This window comes from Haloferax denitrificans ATCC 35960 (assembly GCF_000337795.1).
Lineage (GTDB): Archaea > Halobacteriota > Halobacteria > Halobacteriales > Haloferacaceae > Haloferax > Haloferax denitrificans.
This window is the reverse complement of sequence record NZ_AOLP01000008.1, coordinates 83,286-105,857: the sequence shown is the minus strand read 5'-3', so window position 1 is coordinate 105,857 and position 22,572 is coordinate 83,286. Positions and strand designations below refer to the sequence as shown.

Annotated in this window: 19 protein-coding genes; 11 read left to right on the top strand and 8 right to left on the bottom strand. The window is 67.2% G+C overall.

The window, feature by feature from the left end:
* Positions 1-2 precede the first annotated feature (2 nt).
* The 4 genes from C438_RS05905 to C438_RS05890 all read left to right on the top strand — a co-directional run bounded on the left by C438_RS05905 (position 3) and on the right by C438_RS05890 (position 4,550).
* On the top strand, positions 3-1,244 hold the full coding sequence (locus C438_RS05905; RefSeq protein WP_004968403.1) for a mandelate racemase/muconate lactonizing enzyme family protein: 1,242 nt from the start codon (positions 3-5) through the stop codon (positions 1,242-1,244).
* 102 nt (positions 1,245-1,346) lie between these two features.
* The gene (locus C438_RS05900; protein ID WP_004968402.1) at positions 1,347-2,483 is read left to right on the top strand and encodes a mandelate racemase/muconate lactonizing enzyme family protein; all 1,137 of its coding nucleotides are present in this window, start codon (positions 1,347-1,349) and stop codon (positions 2,481-2,483) included.
* 105 nt (positions 2,484-2,588) lie between these two features.
* Entirely contained in the window at positions 2,589-3,053 is a 465-nt protein-coding gene (locus C438_RS05895) for a universal stress protein (protein WP_004968400.1), read from the top strand.
* Between the two features lie 63 nt (positions 3,054-3,116).
* Positions 3,117-4,550 carry a family 4 glycosyl hydrolase gene (locus tag C438_RS05890; protein WP_004968398.1) on the top strand — a complete coding sequence of 478 codons (1,434 nt, stop codon included), beginning with the start codon at positions 3,117-3,119 and terminating at the stop codon, positions 4,548-4,550.
* A 96-nt stretch (positions 4,551-4,646) separates the two neighbouring features.
* Here C438_RS05890 and C438_RS05885 read toward each other — a convergent pair whose 3' ends face one another.
* The 3 genes from C438_RS05885 to C438_RS05875 form a co-directional block, all read right to left on the bottom strand.
* Positions 4,647-4,889: a hypothetical protein gene (locus C438_RS05885; protein WP_004968396.1), complete on the bottom strand. Its 243-nt coding sequence runs from the start codon at positions 4,887-4,889 to the stop codon at positions 4,647-4,649.
* Positions 4,890-4,971: 82 nt separating this feature from the next.
* On the bottom strand, positions 4,972-5,625 hold the full coding sequence (locus C438_RS05880) for a ThuA domain-containing protein (protein ID WP_004968395.1): 654 nt from the start codon (positions 5,623-5,625) through the stop codon (positions 4,972-4,974).
* Positions 5,626-5,705: 80 nt separating this feature from the next.
* Positions 5,706-6,389 carry a carbohydrate-binding family 9-like protein gene (locus tag C438_RS05875; RefSeq protein WP_004968394.1) on the bottom strand — a complete coding sequence of 228 codons (684 nt, stop codon included), beginning with the start codon at positions 6,387-6,389 and terminating at the stop codon, positions 5,706-5,708.
* 191 nt (positions 6,390-6,580) lie between these two features.
* Between C438_RS05875 and C438_RS05870 the strand changes: the two genes are divergently transcribed.
* The 3 genes from C438_RS05870 to C438_RS05860 all read left to right on the top strand — a co-directional run bounded on the left by C438_RS05870 (position 6,581) and on the right by C438_RS05860 (position 10,118).
* Positions 6,581-7,765 carry an MFS transporter gene (locus C438_RS05870; protein WP_394295248.1) on the top strand — a complete coding sequence of 395 codons (1,185 nt, stop codon included), beginning with the start codon at positions 6,581-6,583 and terminating at the stop codon, positions 7,763-7,765.
* A gap of 126 nt (positions 7,766-7,891) precedes the next feature.
* Entirely contained in the window at positions 7,892-8,926 is a 1,035-nt protein-coding gene (locus C438_RS05865) for a Gfo/Idh/MocA family protein (RefSeq protein ID WP_004968392.1), read from the top strand.
* 70 nt (positions 8,927-8,996) lie between these two features.
* Entirely contained in the window at positions 8,997-10,118 is a 1,122-nt protein-coding gene (locus C438_RS05860) for a Gfo/Idh/MocA family protein (RefSeq protein WP_004968391.1), read from the top strand.
* A gap of 89 nt (positions 10,119-10,207) precedes the next feature.
* Here the strand turns inward: C438_RS05860 and C438_RS05855 are convergent, their stop codons facing one another.
* Together C438_RS05855 and C438_RS05850 are read right to left on the bottom strand one after the other, a co-directional pair.
* Positions 10,208-11,323 carry an ABC transporter ATP-binding protein gene (locus tag C438_RS05855; protein WP_004968390.1) on the bottom strand — a complete coding sequence of 372 codons (1,116 nt, stop codon included), beginning with the start codon at positions 11,321-11,323 and terminating at the stop codon, positions 10,208-10,210.
* The gene (locus C438_RS05850) at positions 11,320-12,381 is read right to left on the bottom strand and encodes an ABC transporter ATP-binding protein (protein WP_004968389.1); all 1,062 of its coding nucleotides are present in this window, start codon (positions 12,379-12,381) and stop codon (positions 11,320-11,322) included. The genes C438_RS05855 and C438_RS05850 overlap by 4 nt, the downstream gene beginning before the upstream one ends.
* A gap of 215 nt (positions 12,382-12,596) precedes the next feature.
* Here C438_RS05850 and C438_RS05845 point away from each other — a divergent pair, with 215 nt between their 5' ends.
* On the top strand, positions 12,597-12,815 hold the full coding sequence (locus C438_RS05845) for a hypothetical protein (RefSeq protein WP_004968388.1): 219 nt from the start codon (positions 12,597-12,599) through the stop codon (positions 12,813-12,815).
* A 233-nt stretch (positions 12,816-13,048) separates the two neighbouring features.
* Here C438_RS05845 and C438_RS05840 read toward each other — a convergent pair whose 3' ends face one another.
* Entirely contained in the window at positions 13,049-15,172 is a 2,124-nt protein-coding gene (locus C438_RS05840) for an ABC transporter permease subunit (RefSeq protein WP_004968387.1), read from the bottom strand.
* 205 nt (positions 15,173-15,377) lie between these two features.
* On the bottom strand, positions 15,378-17,468 hold the full coding sequence (locus C438_RS05835) for an ABC transporter substrate-binding protein (protein ID WP_004968386.1): 2,091 nt from the start codon (positions 17,466-17,468) through the stop codon (positions 15,378-15,380).
* A gap of 186 nt (positions 17,469-17,654) precedes the next feature.
* Between C438_RS05835 and C438_RS05830 the strand changes: the two genes are divergently transcribed.
* The 3 genes from C438_RS05830 (at position 17,655) to C438_RS05820 (ending at position 21,135) form a co-directional block, all read left to right on the top strand.
* The gene (locus C438_RS05830) at positions 17,655-17,897 is read left to right on the top strand and encodes a hypothetical protein (RefSeq protein WP_229722663.1); all 243 of its coding nucleotides are present in this window, start codon (positions 17,655-17,657) and stop codon (positions 17,895-17,897) included.
* Between the two features lie 495 nt (positions 17,898-18,392).
* A complete protein-coding gene (locus C438_RS05825; protein ID WP_004968385.1) occupies positions 18,393-19,457 on the top strand; it encodes an alpha/beta hydrolase family protein in 1,065 nt (354 codons plus the stop codon).
* Between the two features lie 118 nt (positions 19,458-19,575).
* The gene (locus C438_RS05820) at positions 19,576-21,135 is read left to right on the top strand and encodes a glycoside hydrolase family 28 protein (protein ID WP_049917779.1); all 1,560 of its coding nucleotides are present in this window, start codon (positions 19,576-19,578) and stop codon (positions 21,133-21,135) included.
* A 48-nt stretch (positions 21,136-21,183) separates the two neighbouring features.
* Here the strand turns inward: C438_RS05820 and C438_RS05815 are convergent, their stop codons facing one another.
* Complete coding sequence (locus C438_RS05815) at positions 21,184-22,560, bottom strand: DUF362 domain-containing protein (RefSeq protein ID WP_004968381.1); 1,377 nt, start codon at positions 22,558-22,560, stop codon at positions 21,184-21,186.
* Positions 22,561-22,572 lie beyond the last annotated feature (12 nt).

Genomic DNA, 22,572 nt, shown 5'->3' with positions numbered 1-22,572 from the left:
GTATGCGAATTGCGACTGTCAGCGGCTACGCTCTCTCGTCACCCATCGAACCGCCGCAGGACCGCCCCTTCCACGGCGGCGTCCGACGTCTCCTCAAACGCGACGTGGTGCTCGTCGTCGTCGAATCGGCCGACGGCACCCGCGGCATCGCCACCGCCGGCGCGAGCAGTTCCGCGATGCGGGAGTACTTCGAGGGCGACTCGCAGGGGACCTTCGCCGACGTGGTAAACGGCGCGGTCGCCGACGCGCTCGAAGGCGAGTCGTTCGAGGAAGTCGAAGACGCCCACGCGGTACTCCGCGACACCGACCTCCCCGACCGACTCCGCCACGAGGCCATCTCGGCGCTCGACGTGGCGCTGTACGACATCCGCGGGAAGGAGGTCGGCGCGCCCATCTACGAACTGCTCGCCGACGACTACGGCGCCGACCCGACGACGGAGATGCCCCTGTACGCGAGCGCCGGGATGTACATGGAACCCGAGGGCTACGCCGAACAGGCCGCGACCATCCGCGACCTCGGCTTCTTCGGCTACAAATACCGACCGGGTATCGGCCCCGACGGGGACCGCCGCACCATCGAACTCCTCGCCGATGTCGCGGGCGACATGGAGGTGATGCTCGACGTGCACACGTGGTGGAAGATACGCGACGGCTACGACCGCGAGACGGTCGAGGACATCGTCACCTTCGCCGCCGAGCGGGACTGCTACTGGGTCGAAGAGCCGGTCTCGCCGGACGACCACGCGGGCTACGTCGACCTCGCGGAGACGGGCGCGCCGCTGGCCGGCGGCGAGAGCGAACCGACGCCCGAAGGACTCGTCGCGCTCGGCGAGACGGGCGCGGTCGACTTCCTGCAGGGCGACGTTCGCCACCACTGCGGCTACACCGGCTGTCGCCCCGCGGTCGAGTCCTGCGTCGGCCGCGACGTGGAGTTCGTCCCGCACAACTTCGGGACGTGGGTCGGCCTGCTCGCCAACGCGCACCTCGTCGCGGCCGCCCCCGAGGTGTCGCTCCTCGAATACCCGGTCTTCGAGGACGACCCGCTCCTCGACGCCGAGACCGACCCCGGCATGTACCCCTTCGACCTCGCGTTCGACATCATCGAGGGACGCCCGGCCGTCGAAGACGGCGTCCTCTCGCTGTCAGACGCGCCGGGACTCGGTGTCGAGGTGAACCTCGACGTGCTCGACGACTACCCCTTCGAGGAGGGGCCGTGGACCGAGTTCCACTACGACGAGGACTAAGCCGGCGATTCGAAGCGCCTCGTCTGCTTCGCCGCCCTCGTTTGCCTCGCCGCGTTCGCCGTCTGCACAAGCTATAATGCGTCTCTCCGTGGTACACTTTCCATGCACGTAACCGACATCGAAGTCATCCCGATATCGCACCGCCTCCCCGACGGGCAGGGCCTCGGCGACGCCCGCGGGTTCGGCCACGACAGGGCGACGACGCTCATCCGCGTCGACACCGACACCGGCGAGGTCGGCTGGGGCGAGGCGTTCGCGCCGGGGAGCGTCGTCGCGCCCGTCGTCGACGAGTTCTTCCGCGACGACGTGGTCGGCATGGACCCCTTCGACGTGCGACGGCTCGCCGAGGAGTCGTACACCGACCCGTACCACTTCGGCGGGAGCGTTTTCGTCCAGAGCGCCCTCAGCGGCATCGACGTGGCCCTGTGGGACCTCGTCGGCAAGGCGACCGGCAAGCCCGTCCACCGGCTCCTCGGCGGCACGCCCCGCGAGACGCTCACCGCCTACGCCTCGACGATGTACTTCACCGAGGCGGACCGCGACATCGCCGAGCCGATTCGGGACGCCGTCGACGAGGGCTTCTCGGCGGCCAAGATAAAAATCGGCACCGGCACGGACTCCGACGTGGAGCGGGTTCGAACCGCCCGCCAACTCCTCGGCGACGACGCGCGGCTGATGGTCGACATCAACGGCAACTACCGGCCGCGGCAGGCGATTCGCACCGCGAAGGCCATCGAGGAGTTCGACATCACGTGGATGGAAGAGCCGGTCCCGCCGGAGAACCTCTCGGGCTACCGCGAGGTCAAACGCGGCGTCGACGTGCCGCTGGCGGCCGGCGAGGCGCACTACGGCCGCTTCGAGTTCAAGCGCCTCGTGGACGACCGGACGGTCGACGTGGTCCAGCCGAACCTCGGTCGGTGCGGCGGGCTCTCGGAGGCGAGCCGCATCGCCGACCTCGCCAGCACGGAGAACGTGGCGGTCCGACCCCACATCTGGAACAGCGCGGTCGGCCTCGCCGCGGCGGTCCAGTTCGCGGCGTCCGTCTCGGACTACCCGCACACGCGGCACGTCCCGGAGCCGATGATGGTCGAGTTCGACCGGAGCGAGAACCCGCTCCGCGACGAGATTCTGCAGACCCCGTTCGACCCGACCGGCGGCGAGGTTGACGTGCCGCAGGCCCCCGGTCTGGGCGTCGAAATCGACGAGGACGCGGTCGAGCGGTACCGGGCCGACCGCTGAGTTCGGGTCGCTGACTCGCTTCTCGGCTCATTGCGCCGTCGAACCGACCCCGCTCTGTCCCGCCTCGCGGGATAGTTTTATGCGCCGGAGCACCGTTGCACCGGTATGCAGTCATCGTTAGTCGTAGTCGACAGTGCGGACTCCAACGAACGCCTCCTCGCCGAGGCGGGACAAATCGCGGCCGGCACGGACACGCCGCTCGTGCTCCTCACGCGCGTCACCGAGGACGAACTCGTCGAGAACGCCGAGACGTTGCAGGCGATGAGCGACGCCGCCAACACGTCGCTGGAGTCGAACTCCGCGCGGGAGGTCGCAAACCGGTTCGCGTCGCAGGCCGCAGACGAGGCGTTCGAATCGCTCGACGGGACCGTCGAGTACGACGCCGTCAGCGTCGTCGCCGAGGAGAGCGAGTTCGCCGACGAGGTGATTCGCGTCGCCGACGAGCGCGGCTGTGACCACGTCTACGTCGCCGGGCGACAGCGCTCGCCGACCGGCAAGGCGCTGTTCGGCGACACCGCACAGCGCGTCGTCCTCAACTTCGACGGGCCGGTCACCGTCCTGACCGAGTGACGGCGCGACCGGTCCCCCCGAAACGACAGCTATTTGCGACCTCGTCTCGTCACGTGTTATCACATGTATCAGCTGTCGGAGCAAGCGGAGCCTGTACCGTCGGGTCCGTCCCGAACCATCGACATCGGCTACATCGGCGGCGGGAGTCAGGGGTGGGCACACACGCTCATCAACGACCTCGCGCAGTGTCCGGACCTCGCGGGGAGCGTCACGCTGTACGACGTCGACTACGAGATGGCCTCGAAGAACGCCCTCCTCGGCAACCGCGTGATGGACCGCGAGGAGGCGGTCGGCGACTGGTCGTTCGAGGCGACCCGGAGCATGGACAAGGCGCTCGACGGGGCCGACTTCGTCATCTGTTCGATTCAGGACCCGCCCGGTGAGACGTTCGTCCACGACATCGACGTGCCGCAGGAGTACGGCATCTACCAGACGGTCGCCGACACCGTCGGTCCCGGCGGAGCGATTCGCTCCCTGCGAGCGATTCCGCAGTACCGCGATATCGCGGCGACGGTCCGCGAGCGCTGTCCCGACGCGTGGGTCATCAACTACACGAACCCGATGACGGTCTGCACGCGGGCGCTCTACGAGGAGTTCCCGGACATCAACGCCATCGGGCTCTGCCACGAGGTGTTCAAGACGCAGGAGCTGTTCGCCGAGCTGGCGGAGCGCCACATCGACGAGGCCGAGGGCGTCGCCCGCGACGAGGTCCGGGTCAACGTCAAGGGCGTCAACCACTTCACGTGGGTCGACGAGGCGCGCTGGCGCGACCGTGACCTGTTCCAGTACCTCGACGAGGAACTCGAACGCCGGAAGCCGCTTTTCGACCGCGAGCCGGGCGACCTCGACGCCGAGTCCTACTGGGTGAACAACGGGGAGGTCGCCTTCGACCTCTACGACCGGTTCGGCGTCCTCGGCGCGGCGGGTGACCGCCACCTCGTGGAGTTCGTCCCGTGGTATCTGAGCATCGACGACCCCGAGGAGGTCCAGCGCTACGGAATTCGGACCACACCGAGTTCGGCCCGCGTCTCCGACGACGAGGGCCCCGACGAGATGGAGCGCTACCTCGAAGGCGACGCCGAGTTCGAGTTCCGCGAGTCGGGCGAGGAGGCGGTCGACATCATGCGGGCGCTCGCCGGCGAGGGGACGTTCGTCACGCACCTCAACTACCCCAACGAGGGGCAGGTCGACGGCCTTCCAGACGGGGCGGTCGTCGAGACGAACGCGCTCCTCTCCGGCGACGACGTGACGCCCCTCTGTGCGGGCGGCCTGCCCGACGAGGTCGAGAGCATGGTCGAAACCCACGTCACGAACCAGGAGACGCTGGTGCGCGCGGGCTTCGAGGGCGACCTCGACCTCGCGTTTCAGGCGTTCCTCAACGAACCGCTCGTCACCGTCTCGCGCGACGAGGCCCAAGAGCTGTTCGCGAAACTCATCGAACTGGAGCGGGAGTACTTCGCCGATTACGACCTCGACGCGTCTGTCTTGCGGGCGTGAGCGGCCGGCTCGGACTCACACTGCCTCCCACCGGCCGGCCGGTGCCACCTATTCGTTCGCCGCTCCGGACCGCCTGTTTCGCCCGTCCGACTCGAGTTACTCCCCCGCGCCGTCGCTGACCCCCGTCTCGTTTCGGGCGTTTTCGTCCGCTCTGCTCGCGTCGATTCGCGGCTCCACGCCGAACCGGTAGTACACCGTCCAGACGGCCGCTACGACCGCGACGATGGCCAACAGCGTCGGCGACCACTCCATGCCGAACTGCTGGGCCAGCCACATTCCCGAGAGCATGACGCCGAGGACGAACACGAACACGGTCAGGTCGGCGGCTCGAAGGTTCATGTCCCGACGTTCGGAACCGACCGGGATAAACGTTCACACGCCCCGGCCGTCGACGCCGCTGGCGATGCCGCGGCCGACCCGCTCAGTCGCGGACCAGCCAGCCGACGGCGTTGCGGAGCAGTCGGCGGTAGTCGTCGTTCTCGAAGGCCTCGGCGGTGTGGCCGAGCGACGCGTAACAGACTCGCCCCGCGCCGTACCCGCGGACCCACGCGACCGGGTAGTCGGTGAGGTCGGGGTGGTCCATGCGCGCGAGCACGGTCACGTCGTCGTCCACGTCGACCTGATACGGCTCGTCGAACACCTCGAAGTCGTCGACGCCGTCGGTCACGTCGTGGTCCGCGACGATTTCGACGCCGAACGTCGACCGCTCGGGGTGTGTGAGGAAGTGGCCGCCGAGGAGGTCGCGGAGGTCGGGAAACGGCTCGTCGCGTTTGTCGAGGCCGCCGTTTCCGTCGTGGACGTTGACGAGGTCGGCGGCGCAGTGGAGGCCGAGATAGGCCCCGCCGTCGCGGACGAACCCGAGGAGGCCGTCGGACTGCTCGTCGGTCAGGGTGGCGTCCGTCAGGTAGTCCACGACGAGGTCGTAGCCCCCGAGGTCGGCGAGGGCGTCCCTGTCGGTCGTCGCGGTCAGCTTCGCGGCGTCGCCGATGGCGGCCTCGATGTGCGGTCGCATCTCCTCGAAGTCGTGGAACGGGAAGGTCGTCTCTCCGATGACTAACGCTGACGGCTGTTGCATGAACTGCCGTTCACGACCCGCGCGAAAAGCCGTTTCGGTGCGACCAGCGTCCACTCGTTGAACCCGACCGGGGCGACCGCTCACTCGAACTCGATGCGCCCGAAGAACTCGGGGGAGTGGTACGTCGGCTCCGGCAGGTCGATTCGGTTCCACGTCCCCTTCTGCGCGTCGGGGAGACCGCTCCGGTAGAAGTTCCCGCGCCAGACCGTGCCCGAGTCGAGTTCGATTGGGAGGCCGGTCAGCGACCGGAGCGTCGAGAGTGGGAGCCGCGCCGCGAGCCACCACGAGTCGTCGTCCGGGGACGCGGTCTTCGTGGGGCCGGGAACTGACGTCTCGACCTCGACGGCCGCCGCGTCGGTCGGCGTGACGAGGTCGCGGCCGACGTCGCGCTCGCGCCAGTTCGGCTCCTGCCACGCGAGTTTGAACGCGCCGCAACAGTTCGCCTCGAAGTTGAAGTACCGGGCCGTCGAGCCGTCGTCTGGGGGGGCCGGCGTGGCGAACAGTTCGACTGAGCTGTCCTCGAACGTCGGCCCGTTCAGCTCCGTCACGTCGGCGGTTATCTCGCCGTCCTCGACGTGGAACTGGAGGGAGAGCGCCTCCGTGTCGTACAGCGCCCTGACCGTCGTCTCCGGGCCGGGGTCGTCGCCCCACGCGTACTCGTCCAGCCGGGCGACGTTCGCCCGCTCCCACACCGTTCCGCCGACCGCGCCGGTCAGCGGGACCGCTCTGGCCGCGTCGATGCGGCTGACCTCGTAGGTTCGCATACGACTCACTCACTCGACCCGCCCGCAAGAGCGTTCCGCCCGCGCCGGACCGCCGCCGTCGCTCGTAGCGAGTCCGCGCCGTCGCACGTCTCGCCAATCTTTATTGGGTGGTAGTGCCACACCGAGTCGTAGTGGTAGTCAATCAGCAGGCTCGACCAGCGAGTCGAGGACAGCGGAGCGCACTCGCGCTCATCGGTCTCTCGCGCGTCGCGTGCGGGTCGCTCTTCGGGACGGCGATGGCGCTCTACATCGGTGAACAGGGGTCGCCGTTCGCGGTGAGCCTCGCGTACGCGGCGTTCTCCTTCGGACTGTTCGTGTTCGCCCCGGTCTGGGGCGCAATCGCAGATATCACGGGTCGCCGGCGGGCGATACTCATCGGGACCGCGTTCCTCTCGACGCTCGCTGTCGTCCCGCTGACCGTCACCGCGTCGGTCCCGCTCCAAATCGCCTGTCGGGGCCTCTTCGCGGTGTTCACCGCCGGGTTCCAGTCGGTGATTCTCACAATCGTGAGCGAGTCTGGCGGCGAGTCCGGCCGCGGGCGCTCCATCGGCTTTTACAGTAGCGCCCGCTCCTCCGGAGCCATCAGCGGTCGGCTGTTCGTCGGCTATCTCGTCGGCCTGCTCGTGCCGACGGACCTCTATCTCGTCGTCGTCGGGCTCGGCCTCGTGGCGACGCTCCTCACGCTCCGCGTCAGAGACCCGACGCCGCCGTCGGGGGCCACGCTGACCGCGGGCCGACTCCTGCGGGAAGTCCGGAGTCGACTCCTCCCCGGCGGCGCGCGGCGCGAACTGTTCGAGCGGACCGGCCTCGGCTGGCTGTACGTCGGCATCGTCCTCCGGAACATGACCGAGAAGGGGTTCATCTCGGTCGTTCCGGTGTTCCTCGTCGCCGACGTGGGTCTCTCGAACGTCGTCATGGGTGCCGTCCTCGCGGTCAGTCCCGCGGTTCGAGTCGTCTCGATGTACGGGTTCGGCCGCCTGAGCGACAGCATCGGCCGGAAGAAGCTCATCGTCGGCGGCCTCGCCGGAAGCGGCGTGCAGGCGCTCGTGGCCGTTCTCGCGCTCGTCCCCGATGGGCGACTCGCCCGCATCGGTATCAGTAGCACCGCCTTCGTCGTCCACGCGGTCACGTTCTCGATGCTCACCGTGGGAACCATCGCCTTCGTCGCCGACGTGGCCCCCGTCGACCGCGAGTCCGAGCTGATGGGCCTCCGCTCGACCGCCCGCGGCCTCGGCGGCGTCCTCGGCCCGCTCGTCGTCGGCGTGCTCGCCACCCGGTTCGACTACGCGACGGCGTTCGTCTGCACCAGCGTCCTCGCGTTCGTCGCCGCCGGGCTGGTCGGACGGACGCTCACCGAGAGCTTCTCGCCCGACTGAGGCCGCGCGACCGCACAACTTCGCGACCCCACCCGCCGCCCGTAAACGCTTATCACGCCGCCCGCTGACGTTCGAGTCGATGACGCCTACAGTCACAGTCACTCCCTCGTCCGACGGTGAGCGCCGATGACCGAGACGCCGGTCCGCGTCGGCATCGTCGGCTGTTCGAGCATGGGTCGGTCCCACGCCGAGGCGCTCGCCGACGTCGACGGCGCGGTACTCGTCGGCTGTGCGGACCACACCGCAGAGACCGCTCGCTCGTTCGGCGAGACGCACGGCTGTCCGTCGTACACCGACCACGCCGACCTGTTCGCCGACGCCGCGCTCGACGCCGTCTGCGTCTGCACGCCCAACGGGGCCCACCGCGACATCGTCGTCGACGCCGCGGCAGACGGCATCGACGTGCTCTGCGAGAAACCGCTGGAAATCACGCCCGACCGCGTCGACGACATGGTTGACGCCTGCCGCGACGCCGGCGTCACCCTCGCGTGTATCCTCCAGCGGCGGCTGTTCCCCACGATGCAGTTCGCCCGCGAGGCGGTCCGAGACGGCCGGCTCGGACGACTCGTGTTCGCCGACGTGCGGGTGAAGTGGCACCGCGACCGGTCGTACTACGACGACTCGTCGTGGCACGGGAGCGCCGCCCTCGACGGCGGCGTCCTGTTCACGCAGGCGCTCCACGGCATCGACCTGCTCCAGTGGGTCGCCGGCGACGTGTCGCGGGTCGCCGGCACCGGCGACGCGCTGTACCACGACATCGACGCGCCCGACACCGCCGCGCTCTCGCTTCGGTTCGAGGACGGCGCGCTCGGGCAGGTGTCGGCGACGACGGCGACGCGGCCCCAACAGCCCATCAGCCTCGAATTCAACGGGACGGAGGGAACGCTCCGCGTCACCGAGACGGGCGTCGAACTGTTCGAGGTGAACGGGGAGACACAGCCCGTCGAACTCCCCGACCCCCGCCCCGACGGGCCGCACGTCGCCCAGATACGCGACTTCGTCGAGGCCGTCTCCGAGGGGCGACCGCCGATGGTGCCGCCGGACGAGGCCCGAAAGGGACTGGACATCATTTTCGCCGCCGAGGCCTCGGACAGCCGCGGCGAGTGGGTGTCGGTGTCCCCTCTCGGCGACCTCGGCGACGCGGGCGACCGAGCGCGCTGACTCGCCCGACGACTCCCCCGCGCCCGCGGCCGTCAACAGCTATTTGATTCTCTCTCGCGTCCCCCACGGTATGGAGCGCGTGACTCTCGGTATCATCGGTTGTGGAGCCATCAGCGACGTGTACTTCGAGGCGGGGAACCGCTTCGACGCCCTCGATATCGTCGCCTGCGCCGACCTCGACGCGGACCGCGCGGAATCGAAGGCGGACGAGTACGGCGTCCCCCGCGTCCTCCCGACCGAGGACCTGCTCGCGGACCCCGAAATCGACGTGGCGGTCGTGCTCACGCCGGCGGGCACCCACGGCGACCTCGTGTCGGCCGCGCTTCGGGCCGGCAAACACGTCTACACGGAAAAGCCGCTCGCGGCGACGAAAGCCGAAGGCGAGGCGATTCTGGAGACCGCCGCCGAGCGGGGACTGACCGTCGGCGTCGCGCCCGACACCGTTCTCGGAACCGGCATCCAGACCTGCCGCGACCTCATCGACGAGGGGCGCATCGGCGACCCCGTCGGCGCGACGGCGTTCTGGTCGAACCACGGCCACGAGCACTGGCACCCGAACCCGGACGGCTTCTACGCGGAGGGCGGCGGCCCACTTTTCGACATGGGGCCGTACTACCTCACGTCGCTCGTGACGCTCCTCGGCCCGATTCAGTCGGTCGCCGGCACCGCGAACACGCCGTTCGCAGAGCGCGAGATAACGAGCGAACCGCGCCGTGGCGAGCGGATTCCGGTGTCGGTGCCGACCCACGAGACGGCCGTCGTGACCTTCGAGAACGGCGCGACGGGGACGCTCCTCACGAGTTTCGACGTCTGGGAGTCGGAACTGCCGGGGTTCGAGATTTACGGCACCGAGGGGACGCTGAGCGTCACCAACCCCAATCGGTTCGACGGGACGCCCCGCGTCCACCTCAGCGACGACGACGACGGCGAGTGGCGCGAGGTTCCCGTCGAGCGCGACCACCCCGGCCAACAGCGCGGCCTCGGCCTCGTCGACCTCGCGTACTCGCTCGACGCCGACTGGGACCACCGGACCAGCGGCGACCTCGGGTTCCACGTCCTCGAAGCGATGGACGGCATCCGCGAGTCAGCCGAGAAGGGCGCGTACGTCCGACTCTCGGCGCAGTGCGAGCGCCCGCCGTCGGTCCCCGACGGTTTCCCGCGTGACGTCGGCCCGGCGGATGACGCGGAGTGAACTCGGGAGCGAACGCAGGTGTCGGTGTCCGTACCGGTTTCGGCGTCGGCGACGGCGTCTGAACGACAGTTCCAATCGAGGCGTTTCTCTCAGTCGGCCGGCTGTTCCGCGTCGTCCGCGACGTCGATGTCGAAGTCGTCGGCGATGGGGTCGCTGTTCCGGTAATCGATTCTGTCGTGCGCGTCGAAGCAGGCCGCCTCGTGGCGGTCCGACGGGCCGCTCATGCCCGAGAGGTCCGGCGTGTTCGACGTGCAGTACTCCCGCGCCTCGGGACAGCGGGTGTGGAACCGACAGCCGCTCGGCGGGTTCTCCGGGTCCGGAATGTCGATTTTCCGCACCGGCGGCGTCTCGATGGGGTCGTTTATCTCCGAGAGGCCGGAGGTCGCCCACAGGAGGCTCTTGGTGTACGGGTGCTGGGGGTTCTTGATAATCTCGTCCGCCGGGCCGATTTCGACGATGCGACCGAGGTACATGACGGCGATGCGGCCGTCGGCGCGGCCGGCGAGGTACCGGGCGTTCGCCATGTTGTGCGAGATGAAGACGAACGAGGTGCTGAACATCTCCTGCAGTTCGAGAAGCAGGTCCATCAGGTTCACCCGAAGCGACACGTCGAGGGCGCTCACGGCCTCGTCGGCGAGGATGAGGTCCGGTTCGAGGAGCATCGACCGGACGATGACGGTCCGCTGGGCCTCCCCGCCGCTCAGTTGGTGGGGGTACCGAGACGCGTAGTCGTCCGCGGGCGTGAGTCCGACCGTGTCGAGCATCTGGTGGACGAGTTCGCGGCGCTCGACGAGGTTGAGTTCCGGCCGCCACTTCTTCAGCGCCGGATTGAGGTTCTTGAATATCGTCCGGTTGGGGTCGAGCGAGTTCCCGGCGTCCTGGTGGACCATCTGGAGCGACTTCCGAATCTCCTTGTACGGGATGTCGCCGGGTTCGAGGTCGGACTTCCAGATGTCCTGCCCGCGGAAGCGGACCGTCCCCGAGGTGGGGCGCTGAAGGCCTATCATGGCCTTTCCGAGCGTCGTCTTGCCACAGCCGGACTCGCCGACGAGCGCGACCACGTCGTTCTCGCCGATATCGAGCGAGACGTCGTCGACGGCGCGGACGACGCCCTTGTCGTCGCCGAGGAGGCGGTCGAGGATGCCCTCGTTGCCACCGAAGTGGACGCTCAGGTCGTCGACGCGGAGCAGGGGGTCGTCGCTCATTTCGAGACCTCCTTCTTGAGGGGAATCGTCTCGCGGGCTTCGTCGGTGTAGAAGCACGCGGCCCCGTGACCGTCGGACACCTCGATGAGGTCCGGGTTCGTCGCCCGACACTGCTCGTCGGCGAGCGGGCACCGGGTGTGGTACGAACAGCCCTTCGGGACGTTCAGCGGGTCGGGGCTCGTCCCCTCGATGGACGCCATCTCGTCGAGGTCGGCGTCGATGTCGGGTATCGAGTTGAGTAGCTCCCGCGTGTAGGGATGGGCGGGGTCCATGACGATGTCCTGCACCGGGCCGAGTTCGAGCAGTTCGAAGGCGTACATCACCGCGAGGCGGTCGGAGATGCGCGCGACGTGGCTCAGGTCGTGCGTCACGATGACGATGGTGAGGTCGTACTCGGCTTTCAGCTCCGAGAGGAGCTTCAGAATCGACTGTTGCATCAGCAGGTCGAGCGCGGCGGTCGGCTCGTCCATCACGAGCACGTCGGGGTCGAGGATGAGGCTCAGCGCGATGAGCGCCCGCTGTTTCATCCCGCCCGAGAGCTCGTGGGGGTACGCGTCGAGGACGCGGTCCGGTTCGAGGTGCACGTCGGAGATGAGCTGTCGGGCGCGCTCCATCCCCGCTTGGATGTCGTAGTCGTGCGCGCGGAGCGTCTCGACGAAGTGGTCGCCGATGCTGAGCGTCGGGTTGAACGAGTCGAGCGCTCCCTGTACGACCATCGAGACGCGCTCCCAGCGGAACCGGCGAAGCTCCTCTTTGCTCAGGTCGTTGACCTTGATGGGTTCGCCGCCCTCCGGCGGGTTGAACACCACGTCGCCGGTGAGCGTCCCCGGGGAGTCGATGGCGTCGAGCATGGAGTCCGCAAGCATCGACTTGCCCGAGCCGGACTCGCCGACGACGCCGAGCACCTCGCCGCGGCGGACGTTTATCGACACGTCGTCGAGGACCCGCGCGTCCCCCCGTTCCATCGCGAACGCGACGCTCGCGTTCGTTATCTCTAAGACGTTGTGCTCGGCCGACGGCTCGTCTGGCATCTGCTGTTTGGTGTGTTGTGTCGCCATGGTCAGTCTCTCTCGTCGGTTCGTGCGGCGGGCGAGCGGCCCCGCCCGTTACGCGTGCGTATCGTCAACATGTGACCGTAGTAGGAAACTATCACGTTCAATCCTACTTAATACTTTCCGCCGGTGCAAGCGGGTTCGACCAATTTCGGCCACTTCGGACGGTTCAGCCAGCGATACCGGCAAACTATAAGTTCGTCCGCGATGTCCGTGCTGACATGGCGCAAGCGCAAACGCGACAGAACGTACTGCGGACAGTTCGCTCCAAAATCGGCGGCATCACCTCGACGGTGATTCTCCTCGGCGCGCTGTTGATTCTCTTTGGTGCCGCCCTTCAGACCGGTGTCTGGGCGGGGATGTTCGGAATAATCGGTGGGTTACTGGTGTTCGTCGCCGTCGCGTTCCGGGTGGTTCTGTGGGCGTACCGACTGGTCTGATCACATCATGGTAAATCCGTAGTACACCCCGACGAGCAGGATAACGAGTATCACGAGGCCGAGCAGGTACCGCGTCGTATTTCCTTCTTTCTCCACTTTCATGGTTGAAGTCCGTTTGGTAGGTCGATAGCGCGTGTGTTAACCTTTTCCCCGAGACGGCGTAGCACGGCCGCTCTCGGGTCGAGACAACGGAAAAAACGGCGACGCGAAATCGACCGTCCGGGTCGAGTTGGTCAGTCTGCGGCGGACGCGGCACCGTCGCCGCCTTCCGAGCCGCCGCGACCGCCTTCCATGTCTTCGGTCGAGACGGTGGCCGCGTGGCGGGCGCGCAGACGGGGGTTGAACAGTCGGTCCGTCCCCTGCGCGAACAGTTGGAGGCCGTACGTCATCGTGACGATGAACAGTATCGGCGCGAGCAACCAGTGGAAGCGGTCCATGCCCGACAGCGCGCCGCCGTTGCGGGCGATGTTGAGGACGACGCCCCAGTTGCTCGTCGTGAACGGCAGTACGCCGATGAAGTACAGGCCGACGGACTCCATCAGGATGTTCCGCATGGAGCCGACGGTCCCCATCGTCAGCATCGGCATGAGCCGGGACATGACGTTCTTCGAGAGGATGCTCGACGTGGGCAGTCCGAGCACGCGCGAGGCCTCGACGTGGGACTCACCGCGGATGGTGAGCACCTGCGAGCGGAGCTGTCGGGCCAACCGTGGCCAGTTGTCGATGGCCAGCACGAACCCGACGAACACCGGACTCTTCGGTTCGAGAATCACGGCGAGGACGATGACGAGCGCCAGCCCGGGGATGTTCATCATCACGTCCGTCACCGTCATGAGCACCTTGTCGATGACGCCGCCGAGGTAGCCGGACGTGACGCCGAAGAAGATGGCGAGTCCGAGCGTGACGATGGCCCCCGACAGCATCATGACGAGCATCGGACGAGTCGCGAGCACCTGCTGTGCGAGGAGGTCGCGACCGATGTCGTCGGTGCCGAGCGGGTAGCGCATGCTCTCCAGCGGTTGCAGGAGAATCGGGCCCTGCATCGGCCTGACCTCGGGGACGAGGTACGGCCCGAACAGCCCGAGGAAGCCGAAGATGCTGAGGATTATCGCGCCGACCCGCGCCCGCGGCGAGGTCCAGATGATGCGGAACGGCGTCAGGAGGCTCTGGTCGATTCGCTCCTTGATGTACTCGCCGCGCGAGAAGTCGGAGCTATCGACGTCGAAGCTCATCGCGCCGCTCGCCGAGATGCGGTTCCCTTCGATGCGGTCGTCGATGGTCTCGGATTCGTCCGCGCCCCCCCGAAGGCGGTTGAGGAACCGCTGGAGGCGCTCGCGGTACGACCGCGAGTAGGACTCGCGCTGAGTGTGGCCGGCGCGCGGGTCGATGAAGCCGTAGGTGAAGTCGGCGATGAGGAGTCCGACGACGGTGACGAGGGTAAAGAGGATGACCGCCGCCATGACCGTCGTGTAGTCCCGCGCCATCGTGGCTTCGTAGAAGTAAAAGCCCATGCCGCGGTAGCGGAATATCTGCTCCATGATGACCGACCCGCCGAAGAGGCTGGCGAGGCCGGCCATGAGACCGGTGTACATCGGGAGCATCGAGTTCCAGCCGATGTAGCGCAGTTGAATCCGGCTGTCGGGCAGTCCCCTGAGTTCCGCCACGTCGACGTAGTCCTCGCCGATGATGCGAGTACAGTGGGCCCGGAATTCGAGACCCCCCCACGAGGTCAGCGCGAACGACATGATGGGGAGCGCCGCGTGTCGCAACACGCTGGCCATGAACTCGATGTTGAAGCCGGGCGTGAGCGCGTTGTCGTAGCGCCCGCCGTTGGGGAAGAACTCGGTGCCGAACCCGAGCGTGAACAGCAGTACGAGGCCGACGATGTAGTACGGGACGGCGTCGGAGAAGATGACGAAGTAACTCCCGACCACGTCCCAGGTGTCGCCCTCGTGGACGGCGAGGAAGCCGCCGATGAGAAACACCATGATGGTGCCGATGACGAGGGCGAAAAGCGAGACGAACATCGTCCACGGGATCGCCGGTCCGAGCACGTTCCAGACCGGGTCCGCGTAGAAGATCGACCGTCCGAAGTCCAGTTGCGCGACCGATACGATGTACTCGACGTACGCTTGGAGCATCGGCTTGTCCGGGTTGACGTTCGAGTACATCTCGACCATCTGATTGAGGCGGGTCGACGAAACCGCCCCTCCGGACCGCTGTCTAATCTGCGCGGCGATGTAATCCATCGGCCCGCCGGGTATGAGCCGAACCGTCACGAACGAGAACGTGATCGCCGCCCAGACCGTTATCAGGGCCTGCGCTATCCGGCGCACGTAGTAGTTTTTCTCGACCATCCTTGCTAGTTCTTACCTCTCATGTGTGCACTTAATCATTATGAATAGGGCTACTTTCGACCGCACTCGACCGACCCGACTCGCCGTCGTCTCGTCCGGAGGCGTTCGCGCCGGCCTCCGGACGGGGAGTTCACCGCATGGTTGGTACGTATGGCTGTTTCGGTGAGACGACGGAATCGCGTTCAGGCGGCGGCGCTCGGTCCGATTACTGCCCTCCCGCCGGGTGGAAGTACTCGGTTCCCATCTTGGCCATGTACTGGCAGTAGGAGTACTGGCCGATTTCGACGATTTCGTAGCGGTACGCCGGGTTCAGGTTGTCGTTCGGCGGCTTCGTCGCCCAGTTGTCGTGATTCAGCCAGTAGCCGCCCGTGCCGCCCTCCTCGTTGATGAGCATCATCGGGAGCGACTGGTTGAATATCCACGAGACCTCGGCGACCTTCTGTTTGCGCTCTTCTTCCGACATCTGCGTCCGGAGCTCGTTGAGCTTGTCGATGACGTCGACTTCCCGGAGGTCGCCGGTCGGGTCGCCGATGGGGTACGGCACCTCGACGACGCGGTCCATCGCCCAGCTGTCGTTGCTCGGAAGCGGCTGTCCGGACAGCGACTCCTGAACCCGGAAGGAGTTCGTGAAGCCGAGGAACGGCGGCCCGGACTTCGCGCCGCCCCAGTTGTCGAACAGCAACTCCCAGTCGCCGGACTCCATCGTCTTCCCGGCGCGGATAGTCGCCTCCTGTGCGGTCACTTCCGTCTGGAGACCGAAGCTGTCCAAGTAGGACTTCGCGATTTGGGCGAACCGCAGGGCCATCGGCTCCTCGTCGGAGGTCGCCGTGTAGAACCGTAGGGTGACGTTCTCGCCGTTGGGGTCCTTCCAGCGGTTCCCCGGCTTCGAGAAGCCGGCGGCTTCGAGGAGCTCGGTCGCCCGCTGTTCGTCCACGTCGCTTTCGGTGTGGGCGTACCGTTCGAGGCTCGCGAGGTCGCCGCTCGGCCAGTTCGCGTTCCCGCCGAACCACGGCACTTCCTTGTCCTGTCCGATGCCGGACGGAATGCGGTCTTCGACCCAGTAGGTGCCGTAGTCCGGCACCCACTCGACGAGCGGCTTCCGGGGGACGATGTGGTGAATCGCCTTCCGGACGCGCGGGTCGCCGGTGATGTCGCTCTGACAGTTGAGCAGGACGCCCATCGCCCCACTGCGCATCTGCGGCGTGATTTGGTCCTCGGAGAGGCTGTCGGCCGGCCCCCACCCGTTTTCTTTGAGTTGGTCCCGGGCGGACTGCGACTCCGGCGGGTAGCTCACGTCGATGACGCCCTCCTGCATCGCCTTGGTCCGCTGTTGCTGGTTCGGGTAGCGGTGCCAGTCGAGGCTGTAGTCTATCATGTCGCCCGTGATTTCGCCGTTCGACCACTCGGCGTCGCTGAAGGGGCTGACGTAGTCGTCGTAGGGCTCGAAATGCGCGACGTTCTCCTCCCCGCTGACGAACTCCCAGACGGAGTTCCCCGGGACGTTCGCGTTGTCCCAGACGTCCTGCTGAACCGCCTGCATCATCTCCTGTTGGGCGGCGGTCCGCTCCGATTCGGTGGTGGCGTCGTCGAACATCTCGGCGTACTGCCCCCAGATGTCTCGGTGCGCCCAGAGCCACGCCCGGCGCTTCATGTGGCCGAACTCGAATATCTCCCGACTGATGTCGGGTTCGACGAGGTCGAACGTGAGCTCGTACTTCCCGGTCGTCTCCACGTTCTCGTACAGCGGCTGTGCGCCGTAGCCCTTGTGGACCGTCTGCATCAGCTGGCCGATTTTGAGCTGGGTCGCCACGTCCTCCGCGGTCAGGTCGTCGCCGTTGTGCCACGTGTAGGTGTCGCGGATGTTCCACGCGACCTGCCCGCTGTCGGCGTACTCCCAGTCCTCGATGACCATGCCCTTCGTCTTGTTCGACACCTTGTCGTGGACGGCCAACTGGTCGAACATCGCCCAGTACCACCGGAACGAGAAGTTCGCGGCGTTGCCGTAGGGGTTGAACCGGGCGTTCGTCGGCGCGAGCGAGATGATGTGGTCGAGCGTCTGTCCCGACGACTGGCCCGACTCGCCGTCGGTCGTCGTGCTCCCGCCGCCACCGCCCTCGTTTTCGAGGGGCGTCGGCGTGTCCTCGTTCCCGCCACTACTGCATCCGGCCAGCGCGGCGGCGCCGGCCGTGGCACCGAACGCGTTTCGAAGTAGACGACGTCGCGTCTGTGGCGACACGGCTTCCCACTCGTCGTCGCTGATCCACTTGTCGGACTCAGCACTGCTTTGCGAATCCATCACACAGTACCCATTACGACTATTCTATATATACCCATCGATAATGCTGATTATTTAATGACACTTGTTTGATTGCGCGACCGTCTACGCGACCGCCCCCGCGACCCGCGATGGGCGACCCGCGCGGGCGAAACGCGAGGCGGCAGCCCCAAAGGACTATTATGTCGTTTTGCGAAATCGTCGGTAATGGGAACCTCAGAACGGTCGTACTTCAAATGTTGGATCTGCCGAAAGAAGATGCTGTGGACCAGCGTGCTCTCGTTCACGCTTCTCATCGTCGTGCTCGGACTGCTCGCGATGACGGGCATCGAGCGCGGGACCGCCTCCTACGTCGTTCTCATGATGGACTTCGCCCTCGCCGGCGTGCTCCTCGCGACCGTCGGCGTCGTCTTCTGGCGCTGTGGCTACCTGAGTGACGCCCTCGACTGACCGGCTGTCGGTCCGCCCCGCTTCCGTTCTCGCCGCCGCTCTCGATTCGGCTCCCCCGCGTTCTTCATATCGTGGTGTCACTTTCGCCGCCAACACGCCACAGTCCGTCGATTTCAGCGCCGAGTCCACATCCAAGACGGCCGTTTTCGTTCGCGTACGGGGAACTCCGACGCGTCGACCGAGCGGGCGTCCTCACCGGACGGACGCTCTGTCAGCGCCCCGTGTCGTCGAATGTCTGTTTTCAGGACTTCTATCGGTCGAATTGCGGCAGGTGGGAATCAGACAGTTGCCGTGACGCCGCTACAACCGTAATGCTCGTCTCCCCGCGTTCTACTCGTTTCGTCAGTCCCCGAGACGACCGAAAACGGGTCGTAGACGGCCTTAGATTCGATTTATCTATCCCTCCAGTTCTGTTCGCCTACGGGGAACGAACACCCCGGTCTGCGGCGTCGACACGCACTTGTGAACCCGTCGCGTTCGTCGGAACGACACCGAATGACTGGCTTCGACTACGACGACTGGTTCGACGGCGTCCTCCGAGCGAGCGACGAGAGCGACAGTCCGGTCGCGTCTCCGGGGAACCCCGGCCGGGCGTTCGCGGCGTGGCAGGCGTCGTTCCGCGGCGAACTGCGCGACGTCCTCGGGTTTCCGGCGATGCGTGACCGCGCCGTCGAGGACATCGACCCGAGGCGGCGGGAGCGCCCGGGAGCGACGGTTCGACACCGGCGGTACGAGCGACAGACGTGGAGCGTCCGCACGGAACGGGGGTTCCGCGTCCCGTTCTACCTGCTCGTCCCCGACTCGGTGGACCCGCCGTATCCCGTCGTCGTCGCGCTTCACGGCCACACCGAACACGGCAAGGACCTCGCCGCCGGGGTCGCCGATGGCGAGGCGGCCGGCCGTCACATCACCGACGACCGACGGGACATCGCGCGGCAGGCGGTCCGCCGCGGCTTCGCCGTCGTCGCTCCCGACATGCGCGCCTTCGGTGAGCTATCTCCCGACGCGGCCGACGAATCGAACGCGTCCGACGCCGTCAGCGCGTGTACGTACTGGCAGAAGCGCGCCCAACTCGTCGGCCGGTCGCTCGTCGGCGAGCGCGTCTGGGACGTGTGCCGGCTGGTCGATTTCGCCGCGGACCACCCCGTCCTCGACGCGGACCGACTGGCCGTCTGCGGCCACTCCGGCGGCGGGACCGTCGCGCTCCTCGCGGGCGCGCTCGACGAGCGACTCGGGGCCGTCGTCGCCTGCGCGTCGGTCTGCCCGTTCGAGGACTCCATCGTCCCCATCGACCACTGCCTGTGCAACTACGTCCCCGGCCTCCGACGCCTCGGCGAGGTGTGGGACGTCGCCGGCCTCGTCGCCCCGCGGCCGCTCCGCGTCGTCGCGGGCGACGCCGACCCGATTTTCCCGATAGCCGGGACGAGGCGGGCGTTCGACCGCATTCGCGGGCGGTACTGCGCCGCGGACGCCGAGGGCGAGTGCAGTCTCTTCGTCGGCGACGGCGGCCACCGCTTCTTCGAGGCCGGCGCGTGGCCCTTCCTGCGCGACCGACTCTGAGCCGCCGCGTTGGTCCTGCTTTCGTCTCGCCTCTCGTCTCTCGTCTCGCGTCGTCGGCTTCGGTGCGTCGTGGTACCCCGGCACAACGTTTATCAATTCGCTCGCGGATGCTTGAGTCGTGACTCTCGAACAGCGGAACGTGCGCGACTACGGGACCGACGACGACGATTCGCTCGACACGGCGGCGATTCAGGCGGCGCTCGACGACTGCGCCGGCGAGGGCGGCGAGGTGTACCTCCCGCCGGGGACGTACCGAAGCGCCCCGCTCCGCGTCGGCGACGACACGACCCTCAGGCTGGCGAACGGCGCGGAACTCCGGTTCGTCCAGGACTTCACCGAGTTCCCGACGGTCGAGAGCCGCTGGGAGGGGTGGAACCAGGACGGCTTCCACCCGTGTCTCCACGTGGCCGACGCCGCGAACGTCACCATCACCGGCGAGGGCGTCATCGACGGCGGCGGCTCCTACTGGTGGGAGTTCGTGTCGGTACCGCCCGAGGAGTACCCACCCGCACTCGCCGAGCGACTCGCAGAGATTCGGAGCGGCAACAAACAGGACGCGGTGAGCACGTTCACGGTGCGCCCGCCGCTACTCCAAATCGACGGCTGTGAGAACGTGACCGTCTCGGGCGTGACGCTCCGGAACTCCCCGTTCTGGAACACGCACGTCGTCTACTCCGAGGACGTGACGGTTCACGACGTGTCGATTCAGAACCCGCCGGACGCCCCGAACGGCGACGGTATCGACATCGACTCCTCGCGCTTCGTCAGGGTCAGCGACACCCACATCGACGCCGGCGACGACGCCATCTGCCTGAAGTCCGGCAAGGACGAGGAGGGCCGCGAGGTCGGTCGCCCGACGGAGAACGTCGTCGTGACGAACTGCACGGTCGAACACGGCCACGGCGGCGTCGTCATCGGGAGCGAGACGGCCGGCGACGTGCGGCACGTCACCGTCACGAACTGCACCTTCACCGACACCGACCGCGGCATCCGCATCAAGTCCAAGCGCGGCCGCGGCGGGACGGTCGAAGACCTCCGATTCGACACCATCGTCATGCGCCGCGTCGCCTGCCCGTTCGTCATCAACGGCTACTACCAGACGGACATCGACAGCGACCCCGAGCCCGTCACCGAGGCGACGCCGAACGTCCGCAACGTCGACTTCCACCACATCACCGCCGAGGAGGTCGAGTCGGCGGCGTTCCTCGCCGGCCTCCCCGAACGGCGCTTCGAGGGAATCTCCTTTACCGACGTGGACATCGACGCGACTCGCCCCTTCGACGCCTCGGACCTCTCGCCCGCGATGGCGAAGGGCTACGACCAGCGGCACGGCGTCTTCTGTAAGTCGCTCGGGACGGTCTCGTTCCGAGACGTTCGCGTGACGGTCCCCGAGGGGAGCGGGACCCCGCTGACCGCGGAAGCGAGTTCGACGGTCGTCCTCGACGGCTTCGAGGCCCAGGCCGACGAGGGCCCGGCCGTCGAGGCGAACGGCGTCGAACACCTCCGCATCGGCGGCTGTGTCGCCCCCGAGGACGGCGAACCGTTCGCCCGCGTCCGCGACGGTGCGGATGGCGCGGATGACGCGAATGACGGCGAGTCGTCGGTGCTCCTCGCGGGCAACTACGGCGACATGGCCGAGGCCGTCGTCTCGGCACAGTCCGAACCGGTCGAGCGGTAGGCGACGCCCGACAACCTCGTTTTTTCGAAAAAGACGCTCCTGCGCGCTTCAGTCCCGGAGCGACGGCGCGGCGAACCGCCCGTCTTCGAACGCTATCGCCGAGGGTTCCTCGACCACGCGCAGGTCGTCGCGGTCGCGGGCCTCCTCGACGAGCGCCGGCGAGGCGTACAGCCGGTGGAGGTGCATGGTGTCGGCGGCGCGGACGACCCGGACCGTGTCGAGGTCGACGACGCCGATGGTCGACAGCGCCGCGACCACGCCCGCCCGGTCGGTCTCGACGACGGGCGGGAGCTTCACGCCGCGGATGGTGCTCGCGGTGAGCGCGTTGATGAGCGTCGTCCCCGCGTCCAACTCGGCGACGACGTCCTCGTGAATCACGTCCGCCGACCCGACGCCCATCGCGTTGCCGTGGGTCTTCTCGGTCAGTCCGCGGGTGTAGATGCGCTTGACGTTCGGCTTCTCGGGAGCCGGCTCGTTGATGGAGAACGGTCGGCGGCCGATGACGTTCGTGTCCATCCCCTGCCCGCTAATCTCCTTGCCTTGCCGGTCGAACACGACCAAATCGAGCTCCTCGAACGGGAGTTTCGGCATCAGTTCGTAGGCGGTTTCGAGCAGTTCGCGCTCGCGGTCGAGGAAGCCCGACGGGGGAACGCCCTCGACCAGCGTGGTGTCGTCGTGCTGGTCTTCCACGATGGCGACGCCCCCGACGATGGGAAGCGAGTCCAACAGTTGCTCGGTTATCTCGGGAATCATCCGCCGGAACGACCAGTCGACCGCCCACTTGTGGGCGATTTGCGCGCCGCGCTGTTTGCCCATCCCGATGACGAGCATCTTCGACAGCCCGCTTTCGACCTCGCCGTCGAAGTCGGTGTGGGGCTTGACGCGGTTGATGGGGACGATGGCGTCCGCGCCCGCCGCGTTGGCGTCGGCGACGACGGGCACGTCGCGGTCCGGCGTGCGCCCGACCTCCACGACCTCCATGCTGGACCGAATCTCACAGCCGATTCGTTCTTCGGTGACGCCGAGTTCGTTCAGCATCTCCCGCTGTCCCTCGCCGGTCGCGCCGCCGTGGCTCCCCATCGCGGGGAAGACGAACGGTTCGTAGCCCGCCTCGGAAACGGCGTCGACGACGCCCGCGACGATAGCGGGAAGGTTCGCGATACCGCGGCTTCCGACGCCGAGCGCGACTTCGCCGCCGTCGGGCACGTCCGCGAACGACAGCGCCGCGACGGCGCTCGCGGCCGCCTTCGGAACCTCGGCTTCCGGAATGGGGTCCGTCTCCCAGACCTGTTCGATGATACCTAACTCGGGGAGCGGGGGATTACCGCACGCTTCGAGGATAACGTCTTCCGGGACTGAGAGCCAGTCCGTGGGGTTCTCGTCGCCGTCTGTGTGCATGCGACACTCGACGGCCGAGTTCGACATAAAACTGTTCGT

Bases quoted from the DNA above. Each gene is read 5' to 3' on its own strand.
- C438_RS05850 (WP_004968389.1), bottom strand. From the start codon at position 12,381: ATGGCGACACAACACACCAAACAGCAGATGCCAGACGAGCCGTCGGCC.
- C438_RS05905 (WP_004968403.1), top strand. From the start codon at position 3: ATGCGAATTGCGACTGTCAGCGGCTACGCTCTCTCGTCACCCATCGAA.
- C438_RS05875 (WP_004968394.1), bottom strand. From the start codon at position 6,389: ATGCGAACCTACGAGGTCAGCCGCATCGACGCGGCCAGAGCGGTCCCG.
- C438_RS05830 (WP_229722663.1), top strand. From the start codon at position 17,655: ATGGGAACCTCAGAACGGTCGTACTTCAAATGTTGGATCTGCCGAAAG.
- C438_RS05815 (WP_004968381.1), bottom strand. From the start codon at position 22,560: ATGTCGAACTCGGCCGTCGAGTGTCGCATGCACACAGACGGCGACGAG.
- C438_RS05855 (WP_004968390.1), bottom strand. From the start codon at position 11,323: ATGAGCGACGACCCCCTGCTCCGCGTCGACGACCTGAGCGTCCACTTC.
- C438_RS05825 (WP_004968385.1), top strand. From the start codon at position 18,393: ATGACTGGCTTCGACTACGACGACTGGTTCGACGGCGTCCTCCGAGCG.
- C438_RS05835 (WP_004968386.1), bottom strand. From the start codon at position 17,468: ATGGATTCGCAAAGCAGTGCTGAGTCCGACAAGTGGATCAGCGACGAC.
- C438_RS05900 (WP_004968402.1), top strand. From the start codon at position 1,347: ATGCACGTAACCGACATCGAAGTCATCCCGATATCGCACCGCCTCCCC.
- C438_RS05880 (WP_004968395.1), bottom strand. From the start codon at position 5,625: ATGCAACAGCCGTCAGCGTTAGTCATCGGAGAGACGACCTTCCCGTTC.
- C438_RS05840 (WP_004968387.1), bottom strand. From the start codon at position 15,172: ATGGTCGAGAAAAACTACTACGTGCGCCGGATAGCGCAGGCCCTGATA.
- C438_RS05860 (WP_004968391.1), top strand. From the start codon at position 8,997: ATGGAGCGCGTGACTCTCGGTATCATCGGTTGTGGAGCCATCAGCGAC.
- C438_RS05890 (WP_004968398.1), top strand. From the start codon at position 3,117: ATGTATCAGCTGTCGGAGCAAGCGGAGCCTGTACCGTCGGGTCCGTCC.
- C438_RS05845 (WP_004968388.1), top strand. From the start codon at position 12,597: ATGGCGCAAGCGCAAACGCGACAGAACGTACTGCGGACAGTTCGCTCC.
- C438_RS05885 (WP_004968396.1), bottom strand. From the start codon at position 4,889: ATGAACCTTCGAGCCGCCGACCTGACCGTGTTCGTGTTCGTCCTCGGC.
- C438_RS05865 (WP_004968392.1), top strand. From the start codon at position 7,892: ATGACCGAGACGCCGGTCCGCGTCGGCATCGTCGGCTGTTCGAGCATG.
- C438_RS05895 (WP_004968400.1), top strand. From the start codon at position 2,589: ATGCAGTCATCGTTAGTCGTAGTCGACAGTGCGGACTCCAACGAACGC.